Genomic DNA, 16200 nt, shown 5'->3' on the forward strand with positions numbered 1-16200 from the left:
TAGGTGTTTGCTCCTAGTCTCTCGGGGGTGGCGGCGCCAGAACTTCGCGGGCACCGTTATGACCGGCAGCGCTGACCACACCGGATGCCTCCATGGCGTCCACCAGGTTGGCCGCTCGGTTATAACCAATCTTGAATTTTCGCTGCACCGAAGAAATCGACACCCGTCGGCCTTCGGTCACAAATGCAACTGCCTCGTCGTAAAGGGCATCGCCCTCGCTGTCGCCACCGCCTTCGGCAAGGCTGGGCACACCGGGCAGACTCTCACCCTCGGCACCGCTGAGCACATCATCGACATACACCGGTTCACCGCGGGCCTTCCAGGCGCTGACCACCCGATGGACCTCATCGTCATCAACGAAGGCGCCGTGGACACGCACCGGCAAACCTGAGCCTGGCGGCAGATACAGCATGTCACCGTGCCCCAGAAGCTGCTCGGCGCCGCCCTGGTCCAGTACCGTGCGCGAGTCTATTTTCGACGACACCTGGAACGACATCCGGGTGGGTATATTGGCCTTGATCAGGCCGGTGATCACGTCAACGGATGGGCGCTGGGTGGCCAGGATCAGGTGGATACCGGCCGCCCTCGCCTTCTGGGCAATCCGGGCAATCAGCTCCTCAACCTTTTTGCCGACGATCATCATCATGTCGGCGAATTCATCGATCACCACCACAATGAACGGCAGCGTTTCCAGCTCGGGACGCTCCTGCTCATCGTTCGCCAGATATTCATCCGGCTTCCAGAGCGGATCCAGAATAGGCTCACCGGCAGCCATGGCATCCTTGATCTTGCGGTTATAACCGGCAATGTTCCGAACCCCCAGACTGGCCATCAGTCGGTAGCGGCGCTCCATTTCCGCAACACACCAGCGCAGCGCGTTGGCGGCTTCCTTCATATCGGTGACAACCGGCGCCAGCAAATGAGGAATACCGTCGTAGATGCTCAGTTCCAGCATCTTCGGGTCCACCATAATGAAGCGGACATCGTCCGGGCCCGCCTTCAGCAGCATGCTCAGAAGCATGGCGTTGACGCCCACCGATTTACCGGAGCCAGTGGTGCCGGCTACCAGGAGGTGTGGCATCTTGGCCAGATTGGCCACCATCGGGTTACCGCCAATGTCGTTACCGAGTGCGAGGGTAAGAGGCGAACTGGACTCCTCGAAAACCCGGGCACCCAGCACTTCACTGAGACGAACGATCTCCCGTTCCTCGTTGGGGATCTCGATACCAACCACGGACTTGCCGGGTATTACCTCCACCACGCGTACGCTGAGTACCGCCAATGAACGGGCAAGGTCCTTGGCAAGATTGGAAATCTTGCTCACCTTGACCCCGGGAGCGGGTTTGATTTCAAAACGGGTGATCACCGGTCCGGGGTTCACTTCCACCACCTCGACCGACACCCCGAAATCCGCCAGCTTCTCTTCCAGAAGCCGCGACATGTGTTCCAGCGACTCTTCGGAGTACCCTTTTTCCTTGTGCTCCTCGGGCGGATCCAGAAGCGAAATCGGCGGAATGGGGCTTTCGATGTCCTCCAGCAGAGACGGCTGCCGGTTGTCTTTTTCCTTCGCTTTGGTCGGCTGCTCGTCTTTCTTGAACGGCGAGATCTTCACCGACCGGGAGGCCGGCTGCGGAGAGCCTTTTGCGGCGCTGAGCCGGGGCTCGACATCGGCCACCGTATCGTCGCGGGAACTGAAGCTCTCGAGCCTTGCAGGCTCCGGATCGTCACCGGCGGAGAATCCGCCCAGCGCCGGTTCTTTCCTGGCAAAGGAATCATCGGGAGCGGAGCCGGGGCCGACGGCCTTTCTGGGCCGGAAACCCGGAATACGCTGCCACCAGCGGGGCTTGTCCCGACGCGGTTTTTCAGAACTTGATCGGGTCTTTTTCCGCTCGGGTTCGGCCACCCGGTCGCTGACCACCGGAGGTTCCTTGGCTGGCGTGGAAGGTCGGGCGGGCGCCGGCTCAGGGCGCGCGGGCGTTTTATCGGCCTTGCCTTTGCCAGCAAAGAGTTTACGAATGGCCTGACCGGTCTTCAGGGTAAGCCCGCCTACCTGATCCATCAGCCAGAACCAGGACAGACCGGTAGTCACCGTCAGGGCAAACAGGAAAATCGCAATCAGCAGCAAGGTGGTGGCAGGCAGGTTGAAGAAGCGCACCATGGCGTCAGCCACGGCGGTACCCAGTACCCCGCCGGAGGAAACGCCGAGCCCGAACACGGAATACAACGACAGCAGACTGGTTGCAGACAGGAGGATCAGGATAAATCCGCCGAAGCGCATCAGGAACAGCGGCCAGTGGAGGTCCAGGGATTCATTTCGACGGCGGATCAGCATCAACGCGTAACCGGCGATCATCAGCGGGAACAGGTAGGCAACCTGTCCGAAGAAATCCATAAACAGGCTGGCCAGCCACGCCCCGGTTCTGCCCGCATAGTTATCCACGCGGGTGTCATGGCCGATGCTGGCCCAGCCGGGATCAGACGGACTGAAAGTCACCAGTGCCATGGCCAGGTAGATCGCCAGGGAGATCAGGGCAATCACTGCGCCCTCTCTGGCACCCTGTGCGGCAAGGCGGCGAAAGCGCAGCTGCTTTTCTGTCAGTTCCTGTGGTGCTTTCTTCGCTTTTGCAGATTCGGCCATGAATACTCAGACGTTTTCGTTTCGTGCGTTCCGAAGCGCCTGAAATCCCCGATTGAGGTCGGTTTTCAGGTCTTCGACTGCCTCAATGCCGACGGAAATCCGGATCAGGTTCTCCGTGATGCCGGCCCGCTCCTTGTCTTCCGGCGACAACCTCCCGTGAGTGGTGGTGGCCGGATGGGTAATGGTGGTCTTCACATCGCCCAGATTGGCAGTGATGGAAATCATCCGGGTTGCGTCAATGAAGCGCCAGGCCTCGTCACGCGCACCCTTGACCTGGAATGACAGAACGCCACCGAATCCGCTCTGTTGTTTTTTCGCTAGCTGGTGCTGTGGATGGCTTTCGAGCCCGGCATAGAATACCTGCTCCACCTCCGCCTGCTGCTCCAGCCACAGGGCCAACTCTAACGCATTGTCACAGTGGGCGCGCATACGGATTGGTAAGGTTTCCAGGCCCTTCTGGAACACCCACGCGTTGAAGGGGCTCATGGTTGGTCCGGCCGATCGCAGAAAGCCATAAACCTCTTCCATGGTCTTGTGATCACCGACCACCACGCCACCCACACATCGGCCCTGGCCGTCGAGGTATTTGGTGGCGGAATGGATTACGATGTCCGCCCCTTGCTCCAATGGTCGCTGCAGCACCGGCGTGCAGAAGCAGTTGTCCACCACGAACAGTGCGTCGTTATTCTGGGCGAGTCGTGAGAGAGCGTCCATATCGGCCACCTCGCACAGTGGATTGGAGGGCGTCTCAATAAACAGCATACGGGTCTCGGGGCGGATCGCCGACGCCCACTCCTCGAGATCCGTCAGGCTCACAAACGTTGTTTTCACACCAAAGCGGGCCAGATACTTCTGGAAGAGCACGTTGGTCGTGCCAAACACACCCCTGGAACAGATCACGTGGTCGCCACTTTTAAGCAATGCCATACAGGTGCTGAGGATGGCGGCCATGCCCGAGGCGGTTGCCACCGCGCGCTCTCCCCCTTCCATGGCGGCTATCCGGGCCTCGAATGCCTGTACCGTGGGGTTGGTGAAACGGGAATAGATGTTGCCCGGCTCATCGCCGCCAAAGCGTGCGGCAGCCTGGGCCGCACTGCCGTAGACGAAGCTGGAGGTCGGATAGATCGCATCACTGTGCTCCAGTTGCCCCGAGCGGATCTGCCCTGCCCTCACCGCCAGGGTATCTACCGACATGCCTTCCAGATCCGATTCCGGAATCCAGACAGTTTCTTCGCGGCGAAAGGTCATTAACGTCTCCTGCCCCCGGGGGCTACTTCAGTCTTCGTCATTGTACAGGTCAATAATGGCATTATCGCCGGAGATGGCGCCGGCACTCTGGAAGCGCTTTTCGTCGTTGCGCATCTCTTCCAGTCGATTCAGGTAGGCGTCGTCCACATCACCGGTGACATAGTTCCCGGTGAACACCGAACATTCCCAACCCTCGATGCTCTCGTTTACATCGCTGACGCAGGTCACCAGGTCCTCAAGATCCTGATACAACAGCCAGTCGGCCCCGATCAGGTCCCGGATTTCCTCTTCCGTACGGTCATGGGCTATGAGCTCACTGGCGGAGGGCATATCGATACCGTAGACGTTGGGGTAGCGTACGGGGGGCGCCGCCGACGCAAAATAAACCTTCCGGGCACCGGCATCCCGCGCCATCTGGACAATCTCCTTACAGGTGGTGCCCCGCACGATGGAATCGTCCACCAGCATCACATTCTTGCCACGGAATTCCAGGTCAATCGGATTGAGCTTCTGACGCACCGACTTCTTGCGCATCTTCTGGCCGGGCATGATGAACGTCCGACCAATATAGCGGTTCTTGATAAAGCCTTCTCGAAACTTGACGCCCAACCGGTGAGCCATCTGCATGGCGGAGGTGCGGCTGGTATCAGGGATCGGCATGACCACGTCAATATCATGATCCGGGAAGTCCCGGAGCACCTTTTCAGCAAGCGTCTCGCCCATACGCAACCGCGCCTTGTAAACCGACACTTTGTCAATGATCGAGTCCGGGCGCGCAAAATACACGTGCTCAAAAATGCACGGGTACAGGTGTGGATCTTCAGCGCACTGCTGAGTGTACAGTGTGCCGTCGGTTTCAATGTAAACTGCCTCACCCGGTGCGATGTCGCGCACCAGGCTGTAACCGGCGGCGCTAAGGGCAACGCTCTCGGACGCAATCATGTATTCCTTACGTCCGTCCTCGGAGGTGCGCTCGCCATAGCACGCAGGGCGAATACCATTGGGGTCCCGGAATCCGACAATGCCGTAGCCGGTGATCATCGCGATTACCGCGTAAGCGCCCCGACAGCGCTTGTGAACGGCCCGAACGGCCGAAAAGATCTCGTCCTTGGTGGGGTCCAGCTTGCCCAGCTTCTGCAGTTCGTGGGCAAACACGTTGAGCAGGACTTCCGAGTCCGAATTGGTGTTGATGTGCCGCAGGTCGGTGCGGAACAGGTCCCGGCTCAGTTCATCGGCGTTGGTCAGGTTGCCGTTGTGGGCAAGCGTTATGCCATAGGGACTGTTGACATAAAACGGCTGGGCCTCGGCGGAACTGGAGCTGCCGGCGGTCGGGTACCGGACATGACCGATACCGACATTGCCCACCAGCCGGCGCATGTGACGGGTATGGAAGACATCCCGCACAAGGCCGTTATCCTTGCGCAGATAAAAGCGATCATCCTGAAAAGTAACAATGCCCGCCGCGTCCTGGCCCCGGTGCTGAAGTACAGTCAGCGCATCATAGAGCGACTGATTGACGTTGGTAGTACTGACGATGCCGACAATGCCACACATGGATAAGGAAGTCTCCGAGTGTTAAAACTGAATGTTAGCGGGACGCGGACGCAGGTTCCACGCCTTCTTGCAGAAGATCTGTATCCGGCACCGGCGCCGACTCCGGCGCTGGCCCCAGAAACCGGGCAAATTCGTCGCCCAGGGTTCGCCGCGACCAATCCTCAACCACTGCCAGACGATCAATGATGATCGACGTCCGCCACCAGGTGTCCTGTGCCAGGGGCGTGTAGCGGGTAAAGGCAATCGCCACGATCACCACAACAACACCGCGCAGCAAACCGAACCCCATGCCAAGAACCCTGTCGGTGGCCGACAGACCAGTGGCGCGGACCAGATGCCCGATCATGTTGTTAATGATCGCGCCAATGATGAGGGTTCCGAAGAACAGAATGGCGAACGCCGCGATAAGACGGACCAGCGGGGTCTCGACGGTGCTTTCCAGCAGGGTTTGCATCTGCGGGTGGAACGTTCGGGCCAGGATAAACGCGCCCACCCAGGTCACCAGAGAAAGAGCTTCTTTGACAAAGCCCCGCTTCAGGCTGATGAGCGTGGAAACTGTAATCAGGGCGATGATGACCCAGTCAATCCAGATCAGCGCTTCCATGGAAAACCCGGTGGAGAAAAGGAAGCGCGAATTCTATCAGGAAACCCCCGCTCACCAAACCGCCTTGAGCACATAAAGGCTGCCGCAATGCGTTATTTTCCGCCGGAGGTTACCAGACTGTTCAGGCCAAAGGCGTCGTCCAGCGCGCGCTTGGCTGCCTTGGCCTCGGATTCCGTGGCGAACGGTCCGCTGAATACGCGTGTAAAGGTCGTGTCACCCTGGGTGACCTGCTGCAGATGGGAACCGTACCCCTTCTCCCGGACACGGTCGCGAAGACGCCTGGCATTATCAGCATTACCAAAACTGCCCAGTTGAACAACCCAGGCTCCTTCCAGAGAGCGCTGGTATTCGGCGGACTCCGTTTCGGTGCTTTCTGCCTCATTGCTTGCTGTTTCAGCAGGTTCAGGGGCAGCGGTTTCGCCGGCAGCAGATTCGCTGGTCTCGGCAACGGGCTGTTCTGTCTGCGCCGGTTCGCCAGAGGTGTCACTTTCCGATGCCGTCACCTGTTCAGGCGCCGCAGTGGAAGTCTCCGGTGGCGCTTCTTCAAGGATGCGGTATCCGGGTTCGTCCGACTGGCCCGAGGATTCTGCAGGGGGCGCCGGCATGGCCGATTCCGGTGCTTCCACCTCAGGGAATGGCGGCTCTTCAGGGATGTTGATGGTGGTGGAGGTGCGCTCGGTGTGAGGCTCATCGAAGAGCATGGGAACGAAGATAACCGCGAGGGAAACAAGGACCAGTGCCCCGATGATTCTCTGCTTCAATCCATCCACGTTCTAGGCTCCCCACTGTTGTTGCCGCGCCGGCAAAGCGCTTACCCGCAGATACTAACGGTCCTGCTGGCCGAACTCAAAGTCTCGCACACTGGTATGGACAAAGTTTAAGACGAAATGGCCGCCAATGAACCGGACGGGACCGCCAGATAGTCTCTCGCCTCTGCCACGGTGAAAAAAGAGCCGAATGCAATGACAAGGTCGGTGGCCCCGGCTCTCGACAAGGCCGCCTGGAGGGCTTCGGTGACCGTCGGGAAAGCCGTTACCTCAGGCAAGGCCACTGTAGCCAGCCTGGCCTCAAGTGCCTGGGCAGACAACCCCCTGGGAACGGACAACCCGCCAAGATACCAGGCATCCACCACACCCCCGAGGGCGGCAGCCACACCTTCCACATCCTTATCCGACAGGGCACCGTACACACCGTGAATCCGGACACCGGCACGCTTCAAGCGATTCAGGCGTCCCGCGAGCCAGGTGGCGGCATGCGGATTGTGCCCGACATCCACATAGACGGCCGGATCACGACCAAGCTGCTCGAATCGACCGGGCACGCGGAGGCCCCTCAGAGCCTTCTCGACCGTCTCAATGGCCACATCAGGTTCCAGACGGCGAATGGCAACGACCGCTGCCGCAACACTGTTCACGGGCAGCGGTCCATCCGGAATTCGAACGGTCTCTCCCCGGTAACGCAGCAGCAGATGTCCCGGCTCATCTTCAGCGCTGTCCGGATCCGAGAGGGTGTAATCCCTGTTCAGCATCGTCAGTCCGACCTTTTGGGCGGCAACCTGCTGCAGCACGGATGATGGCGGATCGATATCCGCATACACGGCCGGAATGCCCGGGCGGAGAACACCGGCTTTCTCGAAGCCAATGACCTCCCGGTTGTCGCCGAGGAAGGCTACATGATCAATATCGACCGATGTGAGAATGACAAAGTCAGCGTCCAGGGTATTCACTGCATCCAACCGTCCACCCAGACCGACTTCAAGAATCCAGTCCTGGACACCCGCTTCTGCAAAAGCCACAAACGCCGCCAGGGTTCCAAACTCGAAATAGGACAGCGACACACGTCCCCGGGCCTTCTCGACGGCCTCGAACGCCCGGATCAACGCCTGGTCCGATATATCCGTGCCATCAAGACGCACCCGCTCGTTGTAGTTCTGCAGATGCGGAGAGGTATAGGCGCCGGTCCTGCGACCGGCGGCCCGAAGCAGCGTTTCAACAGCAGCAACCGCGCTGCCCTTCCCGTTGGTGCCGGCTACCGTAATGATGCGGGCGGAGGGCTTTCGGGGAAAGAGCTTCCGCAGCACCAGCAGCACACGATCCAGTCCAAGATCAATCTCTTTCGGGTGGATCGCTTCCAGGTAGGCAAGCCACTGATCGACAGTGGAGCCGGGCCCCGGGGAAGCCGGGGCCGCGGGGGTGTTACTCGGTCGGGGCATCGGTTTCGGGCTTTTCAGACACTTCAAACTCGATGGGCTCTTCGGTCCCTGGCCGCTCCTGGCCAGTGAACTTGGCCAGAACGTGCGCGATGCGCTCCCGCATCTGGTGTCGATGCAGAATCATGTCAATTGCACCATGCTCCAGCAGGAACTCACTGCGCTGAAAGCCTTCTGGCAACTGCTCACGAACCGTCTGTTCAATCACCCGGGGGCCGGCGAAGCCAATCAGGGCATTGGGTTCGGCAATGTTCAGGTCGCCCAGCATTGCCAGACTCGCGGACACACCACCGAACACAGGATCGGTCATCACGGATATGTAGGGAATGCCCTCCTGCTTCATGCGCTCCAGAACCGCAGCGGTCTTGGACATCTGCATAAGCGAGAGGATGGCCTCCTGCATTCGGGCGCCGCCACTGGCCGAGAAACAGACCAGAGGGATGCGCTCGTTCAGAGCGATATTGGCGGCCTGGACGAACTTTTCGCCAACCACCTGTCCCATGGAGCCACCCAGAAAGTTGAATTCGAAGGCACAGGCAACGAGGGGAACGCCCATGGTAGACCCTTTCATGGCCACCAGAGCGTCCTTTTCGCCGGTCGCCTTCTGGGCCTGGGAGAGCCGGTCCTTGTAGCGTTTGCTGTCCTTGAACTTGAGTCGATCCCAGGGCTCCAGTTCCGCGGCGATTTCCTCACGACCATCTTCGTCGAGGAAGATATCAAGGCGCCGACGGGCTGAGACACGCAGGTGATGGTTGCACTTGGGGCAAACATCCAGATTCTTTTCGAGTTCCGGCTTATAAAGAAAGGCCCCACATTTGGGGCATTTTTTCCATAGCCCCTCGGGAACGCCCGTTCTTTGCTTGGATTCCGAGCGAATCTTGCTCGGCATGATCTTGTCCAGCCAGTTACTCATGATGTCATCCTGTCCTTTGATGCCTGTCTGCCCCGCCGCCCGGATATCAGGAGGCGAGGCTGTCCAGTGCTTCGCGCATCGGGTGAAGCAGATCGGTCAAGGCCCGTTTGAGCTGCTCGGTATCTGCCTGATTTCTGGCTATTGTATCGACCAGGACACTGCCAACAATTACACCATCGGATACCCGACCAATGGCAGCGGCCGTCTCGGCATCGCGAATACCGAAGCCAACACCCACCGGCAACGCCGTCAATTCGTGAATATGGCTCACTCTGGCAGCCACTTCGTCGACGTTGATGGTAGCCGAGCCTGTTACGCCCTTGATAGAAACATAGTACACATAGCCCGAAGAGTGTTCGCTGATTGCGCGAATACGGTCATCGGTGGTGGTCGGCGACAGCAGGAAAATGGCATCCAGGTTCCTCTGGGTGAACAGAGGTGCCACTTCGTCGGCCTCCTCTGGTGGCAGGTCTACGGTGAGCACGCCGTCAACCCCCGCTTCCTTGGCGGCCTCGGCAAACGTCTCATAACCCATGGCTTCCATCGGGTTTAGGTAACCCATCAGTACCACCGGCGTATCGTTGTCGGCCTTCCGGAACTCCCGCACCATCGCGATTACCTGCCGCAGGGAGGTGCCATGCACGAGTGCCCGCTCGCAGGCCAGCTGGATGACCGGACCATCTGCCATGGGGTCGGAGAACGGCACGCCCAGTTCGATGATATCGGCACCGGCCTTCACCAGTGCATGCATCAAATCGACCGTCACATCCGGATGTGGATCGCCCGCAGTAATATAGGGAATAAGTGCCCTGCGCCCCTGCCCTTTGAGGGCCTTCATAACCCCTTCAATTCGGCTCATGCCTGCTCCTGTCAATAGTTCAGATCTCGATGCCTTCGAGTTTGGCGACCGTGTTGATGTCCTTGTCGCCGCGGCCAGAAACGTTGATCACAACGGTCTGGTCCTTATCCATGGTGGCAGCCAGTCGAATGGCATAAGCCACGGCATGCGCCGTCTCCAGGGCGGGCATGATACCCTCGACCCGGGTCAGCTTACGGAACCCTTCCATGGCTTCGTCGTCGGTGACAGACACATACTGCGCGCGACCGATGTCTTTCAGCCAGCTGTGTTCCGGTCCAACGCCCGGGTAGTCAAGACCGGCGCTGACCGAATGGGTACCGGCAATCTGCCCGTTCTCATCTTCCATCAGATAGGTCCGGTTACCGTGCAGTACGCCGGGGCGACCGGCGCACAGGGGCGCGGCGTGTTTACCGGTTTCGATACCCAGCCCTCCGGCCTCAACTCCGTACAGTTGCACGCTCTCGTCGGCCAGGAACGGATAGAACATGCCAATGGCGTTCGAACCGCCACCGACACAGGCCACCAGCGCATCGGGCAGCTTGCCGGTTTTCTCGAGGGCCTGACGACGGGTCTCGCGACCAATCACCGACTGGAAATCACGAACCAGTAGCGGATACGGGTGCGGCCCGGCCACAGTGCCGATGATGTAAAAGGTATCGTCGACGTTCGCCACCCAGTCACGCATGGCGTCGTTCATGGCATCTTTCAGAGTCTTGGTACCGCTCTGAACAGCATGGACCGTGGCACCCAGAAGTTTCATCCGGAACACGTTCAGGGACTGGCGCTGAACATCCTCTGCCCCCATGAAAACGTGGCACTCGAGGCCCAGGCGCGCGCATACGGTCGCGGTTGCAACGCCGTGCTGTCCGGCACCGGTTTCGGCAATGATCCGCTTCTTGCCCAGAAAACTGGCGAGCAGCGCCTGGCCAATGGTGTTATTCACCTTGTGCGCGCCGGTGTGGCAGAGATCCTCCCGCTTGAGCCAGATCTGGGCACCGCCGGTCTCACGGGTAAGACGCTCGGCAAAATAAAGGGGCGTCGGGCGGCCCACATAATCTGCCAGTTCTTTATCAAAACGCGCCTGGAACTCGGGATCCTTCTTGAGATGTGCGTATTCCTTCTCGAGCGTCATCAGGGAATCCATCAGAGTCTCGGACACAAACCGACCCCCAAAGGCCCCGAAGTGACCCCGTGCATCCGGCAGTGCGCTCAGCATTTCTTCAGTCAGTTTTACAGACACGGTGAACCTCGTTAATAAAGTGACGGATTTTCCGGATATCCTTGATGCCCTTGCCTTTTTCCACACCACCGCTGACATCCACAGCCCAGGGACGGACCTGTTCCACAGCGGCAGATACGTTATCAGATGACAATCCGCCGGCCAATATAAGCGGCAGCGGACGCTCCTGGGGAATCAGGTCCCAGTTAAATACTCTCCCGGTACCGCCATACCGTTCGGGGTCCCAGGCATCGACCAACAGACCTGCGGCGTTACGATAATCCGCAAAGGCATCCTCAATCTCACCCGCTTCCCTTACCCGTATGGCCTTGATCCAGCGGCGACCGAAGCCGGCACAGAACGCCGGTGTTTCATCACCGTGAAACTGAAGCAGATCCAGCGGCACCTGCTCAAGAACGGACTCAACTTCTTCCCGGGTGGGATTGACGAACAGGCCAACCACCGTTACGAAGGCAGGCACCTCATTTGCCAAGGCCCTGGCTTGGGCCGGGGAAACGCTTCTCGGGCTGGGTGGATAGAACACCAGTCCGATGGCATCGGCTCCGCTCTCCACTGCCGCCCGTACATCCTCCGGGCGGGTCAACCCACAGATTTTCACCCGTGCAGTCATGGTGTCGTCACCCGTTGTTTGGGATGAATGTGTGTCGGGGCGAGCGGGCTGTTCTCCGAACGGGTGAACCACGGCCTCAAGAACCCGGGACCGCATTCGGCTTCCGGCACCCCGAACTCGCCCGGATAACCTACGTCGACCAGGTAGAGACCATGGGGCGGTGCGGTCACACCGGCAACCGTCCGATCCCTCTGCATCAGTATCTCACGAATTGAGTCAATAGACTCCTTGCCAGACCCAACTGCCATAAGTGCGCCGGCAATGTTACGAACCATATGATGAAGAAAGGCGTTCGCCTGGACATCGATTACGACAAAGTCCCTTTTTCGGGTTACCGAGATTCTCTCCAGAAAACGAATCGGTGTCCTCGACTGACAACCCGCCGCCCGAAAGGACGAAAAATCGTGCTCGCCCACCAGCGCCTGGGCCGCAACGTGCATTCGTTCGGCATCGAGGGGCCGGAACGTCCAGCTCACCTGCCCCCGCTGAATGCCCGGGCGGACCGGATGGTTGTATATAATGTACCGGTAACGCCGATAGGTCGCCGAGAAGCGGGCGTGAAAATCGCCGACGCCGCTGCCCGCCCAGTGAACGGCGATATCCTCGGGAAGCGCAGTGTTAATTCCCATGACCCAGGAGCGAAGGTTACGTACCGAGGGCGTATCGAAATGGGCAATCTGGTAGCTGGCATGAACGCCCGCATCGGTCCTGCCGGCACACACCAGTTCAACCGGATGATCGGCAACCTTTCCCACAGCACGGGACAACTCGGACTCCACTGACCGAACCCCGGACTTCTGCAACTGCCAGCCGTGGAACCCCCGGCCGTCGTATTCAAACGCAATGATCACGCGCCCGTTGCCTATGGCGTTATCGGTGGTCAGTGGCGGGTTTTGAAGAAACAAAGGCTAGCCCGGAGTGAGTGTTTCCCTGAAAAGCAAAGCGCCGGCTTGATACCGGAATCGCTTCCAGTCGCCGGCGCTTGCTGCCTGAGCCTGATTATAACGAATCAGGACAGATTTTTAAGGAGATCTTGCGCTTCCGCCTTCTGCTCCTCATTACCCTCGAGTGCAACTTCCTCGAGAATGTCTCGGGCACCATCGGTATCGCCCATTTCAATGTAGGCGCGGGCTAGATCCAGTTTGGTAGCCGCTTCATCGGTTCCGGCGAGGAAATCAAAATCATCGTCATCGCCGAGTTCGCTTTCGTCGATGTCAGCGACTGCCGATTTTTTCCCGCTGCCACCCACCTCGTCGGAGGCTACGGGCAGCTCGGCTTCGCCTTCGGCGTCTTCCCCGGCACTCTCGTCCGCTGTTTCTTCGGCAGTCTCCAGGGTATCCAGACCCTCCTGTTCGAGGTCTTCCGCGCTCTCTACGGTCTCTTCGGGACCTGCGCCTGCGGCGTCGCCGAGGGTATCGTCCTCACCCAGGGCATCCTCAAGTCCGAGTTCTTCATCCAGCGACTCCTGTTCGTCGTCCTGGTTGGCAGAGTCACCAGAGTCCGAGATCTCTTCCATCAGCGCCAGGTCTTCATCGGAGACGTCCAGCTCGAGATCATCCAGTGAAGACTCCTCCATTTCGCTGCCTCCAAGCTCGTCGTCTTCCCCGGCCACCTTGTCGAGCTCAGCGTCCAGATCGTCCAGGAAAGACTCGTCCAGTGACTCCAGATCGCCCTCGGAATCTTCCTCGCTCTGACCTGCCTTATCAGACTTGGCAACCTCTTCGGCAGCGGTTTCATCGTCACTCAGGTCTGACGCTTCGAAATCGAGGCTGAGATCCTCTTCTTCCGACAAATCATCGGGAACTTCGGTCTGCGCAGATTCCTCAACGTCAGACTCAAATTCCGACGAAAGATCCCATGCCTCGGATTCGCTCGCCTCGGTCGTTTCGTCCCCGGAAGCGGATTTGTCGTCGTCCGATTCAAGCTCGATACCCGAGAGGTCGAACTCGATCATGTCATCCTTGCTTTCTTCTTTCGGACTTTCCGCCTGCTCGGAATCCCCGGAAGTGGAGGATTCCTGTTCCTCAAATTCACTCAGGTCAACGTCTTCGAAATCCGAATCGAACTCTCCAAATTCGTTTTCCTGCGGCTCTTCTTTCTCGGCGTCGAACTGGTCTGCCAGAAGCTCATCGGAGGCCGGCTTGTCTTCTTCGTCGGCTCCTTCCGTTTCACTGGCAAATGCGCTCTCGAAATCCGGGCTGTAATCCGACTCGTCCTCATCGGCAACCTCTTTGGAAGCCGTGAAGGAATCAGAACGCAACTCAGACTCCAGATCATCGATGCTCGGCATGGATTCGGCTTCTTCAAGCCGTGCACGAAGCTCATTCGCGCTGGCAATGGCATCTTCGTCTTCCAGCGCCTCAATCTCACCAAACTGCTTTTCGAAGGAGTCCCGATCCTGGTTATCGGCATACACGCTCAAAAGCTTCAGCCGGAGATCCGTACGACTTGGCTCCCGGGAGATGGCATTTTCCAGAGTCTGGGCTGCCTGGTCGTGGCGACCGTAAGCAATGTAAGCGTCAGCCTCGGCAATCGCATCGCCCTCAGAAGATTCCTGCTCCTCATCCTCAAGGCTGAGATCGAAGGAATCTCCGCTCTCCTCTGACTCGCTATTCAGCTGCTCGTAAAACGCTTTCTCCCGATTGGCGTTCCTGCGGGCAAGCAGCAGCAAGAGCAGGAGCAGAACAATCAGGCCGCCACCGAGGGCAATCTGGTAAATCGGATTGCTGGTGATGGCATCAATGATATTGCCCGGAAACCCTTTATCCGCGGCCGGCTGACTTGGCTTGGGCGCAGGCTGCTGCGCCTCTGGCTGAGACTCTGCCGGCTGTGTCGCCGCAGGTGCTGTTTCAGCCGAGGAGTCATCCAGGTCCGAGGGATCGGAATCAGCCGTGGCATCTGCATCCACCGCCACCGGCTGCTCGGGTTCCTGAGCCTTGTCGGCGGGCGCTTCCGCGACAGTTTCCGCAGACTCCTGTGCCTCAGCGGCATCCGTTTCGGTTTCCGCCATGTCATCGGAGGCAACCTCGCCCTCTGCCAGGGCTGACTGCTCACCACCTGCTACAGACGCTTCCGTATCTGTCTGGGCCTCTCCGGTTTCGGCCCCGGCTTCACCTGACACAGCATCTGCGGCATCACCGGCGCCTTGGGCGGCATCATCGCCCGTCGTGGCGGATTGCTGCATTTCGGCCAGCTGAGTGTTCTTCAACTCCAGCAAACGCTGCAGTGTTTCAACCTGATCCTGGAGGTCTTCCACGCGGCTGTTCAGTTCTGCGTTCTCGCGCCGCGCACTCTCGAGCTCTTCCATAGCGACAGCGGTACCGGCGTCAACGCCGCCGGGCAACTGGCCGTCACCACCGGCTGAGCCACTCTCTGATGGCTGCTGGTCGCCGTCGTCGGCCACGATCAGTTTGAGCTCATCACCACCTGTCCCGCTGGCGGCCTGGGCTGCCGAACCTGCGGACTGCTCTGAGGTAGCGTCCACGGTACGCTGGGATGATTGGAAGGCTTGATTCTGCTGGGCCACCAGGCGGGTAGCCTCAGCACGGGAACGGCTCTGGATCTGGTCCATCGAAGGAATCCGGAGAACCTCACCCCGCTTGAGACGGTTGATGTTGTCGTCCATGAAGGCATCCGGGTTCAAATCCTGGATTGCCAACATCACCTGCTGCATGGACACGCTGTCATCGGGGCGAACCTGCGACGCAATTGTCCAGAGGGTGTCAGAGGGACCGGTGGGTCCAAAGGTGTTTGCGCGGTAGCCAGAGCTGAGGGATTGTTCGGCCCGGGCCTGACGCCTTGCAGACTCGGCACTGCGTGCAGCGGTAGGCTGCTGAGCGGTCTGTGTCGAACTCACGGTCGGTGCACTTATCTGCTCTTCTACACCGGACTCTTCGGCATAGACGGGCGGATCAACCAGCACGGCATATTCCCGCAACAGGCGGCCATTGGGCCAGGTCAGTTCAAGCAGGAAATTGAGGTACGGTTCGCGCAGGGGCTCGCGAGACGAAACGTTGATGATGAGACGACCGTCGTTGCCCGGCACCACCTGGAACCTGAGCTTGCTCAGAAACTGGTTACGGTCCAGCCCCACCCGCTCATAGGCCTCTGGTGAAGCAATATTGACGAACACGTCCGCTGGATTGATGCCTCGGCTCTGAGGCAAAGTGATCTCCGCGTCCAGTGGCTCGTTCAGATAGGACTGAAGTTCGAGTTCACCCAGTCCCAGGGCCTGTGCGACGCCGGATCCGAGCCCTCCCGCCAGAGCCAGGGCAACCGCAAGCTTGCGTACCTTCATGCTTTTTCCTTTCCAGTCTCCGTTATTC

General features: G+C 59.2%; 12 protein-coding genes. All 12 read right to left on the reverse strand.

Annotated features, from left to right (window positions below; translation table 11 throughout):
* Positions 1 to 13 precede the first annotated feature (13 nt).
* The 12 genes from BM344_RS02200 to BM344_RS02255 all read right to left on the reverse strand — a co-directional run bounded on the left by BM344_RS02200 (position 14) and on the right by BM344_RS02255 (position 16172).
* The gene (locus BM344_RS02200) at positions 14 to 2638 is read right to left on the reverse strand and encodes a DNA translocase FtsK (protein WP_091985492.1); all 2625 of its coding nucleotides are present in this window, start codon (positions 2636 to 2638) and stop codon (positions 14 to 16) included.
* 6 nt (positions 2639 to 2644) lie between these two features.
* On the reverse strand, positions 2645 to 3886 hold the full coding sequence (locus BM344_RS02205; RefSeq protein ID WP_091985495.1) for an O-succinylhomoserine sulfhydrylase: 1242 nt from the start codon (positions 3884 to 3886) through the stop codon (positions 2645 to 2647).
* 27 nt (positions 3887 to 3913) lie between these two features.
* On the reverse strand, positions 3914 to 5440 hold the full coding sequence (purF, locus tag BM344_RS02210; protein ID WP_091985497.1) for an amidophosphoribosyltransferase: 1527 nt from the start codon (positions 5438 to 5440) through the stop codon (positions 3914 to 3916).
* A gap of 34 nt (positions 5441 to 5474) precedes the next feature.
* On the reverse strand, positions 5475 to 6044 hold the full coding sequence (locus BM344_RS02215; protein WP_091985500.1) for a CvpA family protein: 570 nt from the start codon (positions 6042 to 6044) through the stop codon (positions 5475 to 5477).
* Positions 6045 to 6136: 92 nt separating this feature from the next.
* On the reverse strand, positions 6137 to 6814 hold the full coding sequence (locus BM344_RS02220) for an SPOR domain-containing protein (protein ID WP_091985502.1): 678 nt from the start codon (positions 6812 to 6814) through the stop codon (positions 6137 to 6139).
* 107 nt (positions 6815 to 6921) lie between these two features.
* A complete protein-coding gene (locus BM344_RS02225) occupies positions 6922 to 8256 on the reverse strand; it encodes a bifunctional folylpolyglutamate synthase/dihydrofolate synthase (RefSeq protein WP_091985504.1) in 1335 nt (444 codons plus the stop codon).
* Positions 8240 to 9166 carry an acetyl-CoA carboxylase, carboxyltransferase subunit beta gene (gene accD, locus BM344_RS02230; RefSeq protein ID WP_091985506.1) on the reverse strand — a complete coding sequence of 309 codons (927 nt, stop codon included), beginning with the start codon at positions 9164 to 9166 and terminating at the stop codon, positions 8240 to 8242. Before accD ends, BM344_RS02225 begins: the two co-directional genes overlap by 17 nt.
* A 46-nt stretch (positions 9167 to 9212) precedes the next feature.
* A complete protein-coding gene (trpA, locus tag BM344_RS02235; RefSeq protein WP_091985509.1) occupies positions 9213 to 10025 on the reverse strand; it encodes a tryptophan synthase subunit alpha in 813 nt (270 codons plus the stop codon).
* A gap of 19 nt (positions 10026 to 10044) precedes the next feature.
* Entirely contained in the window at positions 10045 to 11253 is a 1209-nt protein-coding gene (trpB, locus tag BM344_RS02240; protein ID WP_407656838.1) for a tryptophan synthase subunit beta, read from the reverse strand.
* Positions 11246 to 11875, reverse strand: a complete 630-nt coding sequence (locus BM344_RS02245) for a phosphoribosylanthranilate isomerase (protein ID WP_091985514.1) — start codon at positions 11873 to 11875, stop codon at positions 11246 to 11248. Before BM344_RS02245 ends, trpB begins: the two co-directional genes overlap by 8 nt.
* Complete coding sequence (gene truA, locus BM344_RS02250) at positions 11872 to 12780, reverse strand: tRNA pseudouridine(38-40) synthase TruA (RefSeq protein ID WP_091985517.1); 909 nt, start codon at positions 12778 to 12780, stop codon at positions 11872 to 11874. The genes BM344_RS02245 and truA overlap by 4 nt, the downstream gene beginning before the upstream one ends.
* Before the next feature lie 104 nt (positions 12781 to 12884).
* The gene (locus BM344_RS02255; protein ID WP_091985519.1) at positions 12885 to 16172 is read right to left on the reverse strand and encodes a FimV/HubP family polar landmark protein; all 3288 of its coding nucleotides are present in this window, start codon (positions 16170 to 16172) and stop codon (positions 12885 to 12887) included.
* Positions 16173 to 16200 lie beyond the last annotated feature (28 nt).

It is taken from the genome of Marinobacter gudaonensis (genome assembly GCF_900115175.1).
In the GTDB taxonomy this organism is placed as follows: Bacteria; Pseudomonadota; Gammaproteobacteria; order Pseudomonadales; family Oleiphilaceae; genus Marinobacter; species Marinobacter gudaonensis.

What these genes read in the sequence shown, in the direction of transcription:
- accD (WP_091985506.1), bottom strand. Translation starts at nt 9,166, where the DNA reads ATGAGTAACTGGCTGGACAAGATCATGCCGAGCAAGATTCGCTCGGAA.
- BM344_RS02245 (WP_091985514.1), bottom strand. Translation starts at nt 11,875, where the DNA reads ATGACTGCACGGGTGAAAATCTGTGGGTTGACCCGCCCGGAGGATGTA.
- trpA (WP_091985509.1), bottom strand. Translation starts at nt 10,025, where the DNA reads ATGAGCCGAATTGAAGGGGTTATGAAGGCCCTCAAAGGGCAGGGGCGC.
- BM344_RS02205 (WP_091985495.1), bottom strand. Translation starts at nt 3,886, where the DNA reads ATGACCTTTCGCCGCGAAGAAACTGTCTGGATTCCGGAATCGGATCTG.
- BM344_RS02255 (WP_091985519.1), bottom strand. Translation starts at nt 16,172, where the DNA reads ATGAAGGTACGCAAGCTTGCGGTTGCCCTGGCTCTGGCGGGAGGGCTC.
- BM344_RS02215 (WP_091985500.1), bottom strand. Translation starts at nt 6,044, where the DNA reads ATGGAAGCGCTGATCTGGATTGACTGGGTCATCATCGCCCTGATTACA.
- purF (WP_091985497.1), bottom strand. Translation starts at nt 5,440, where the DNA reads ATGTGTGGCATTGTCGGCATCGTCAGTACTACCAACGTCAATCAGTCG.
- BM344_RS02200 (WP_091985492.1), bottom strand. Translation starts at nt 2,638, where the DNA reads ATGGCCGAATCTGCAAAAGCGAAGAAAGCACCACAGGAACTGACAGAA.
- BM344_RS02225 (WP_091985504.1), bottom strand. Translation starts at nt 8,256, where the DNA reads ATGCCCCGACCGAGTAACACCCCCGCGGCCCCGGCTTCCCCGGGGCCC.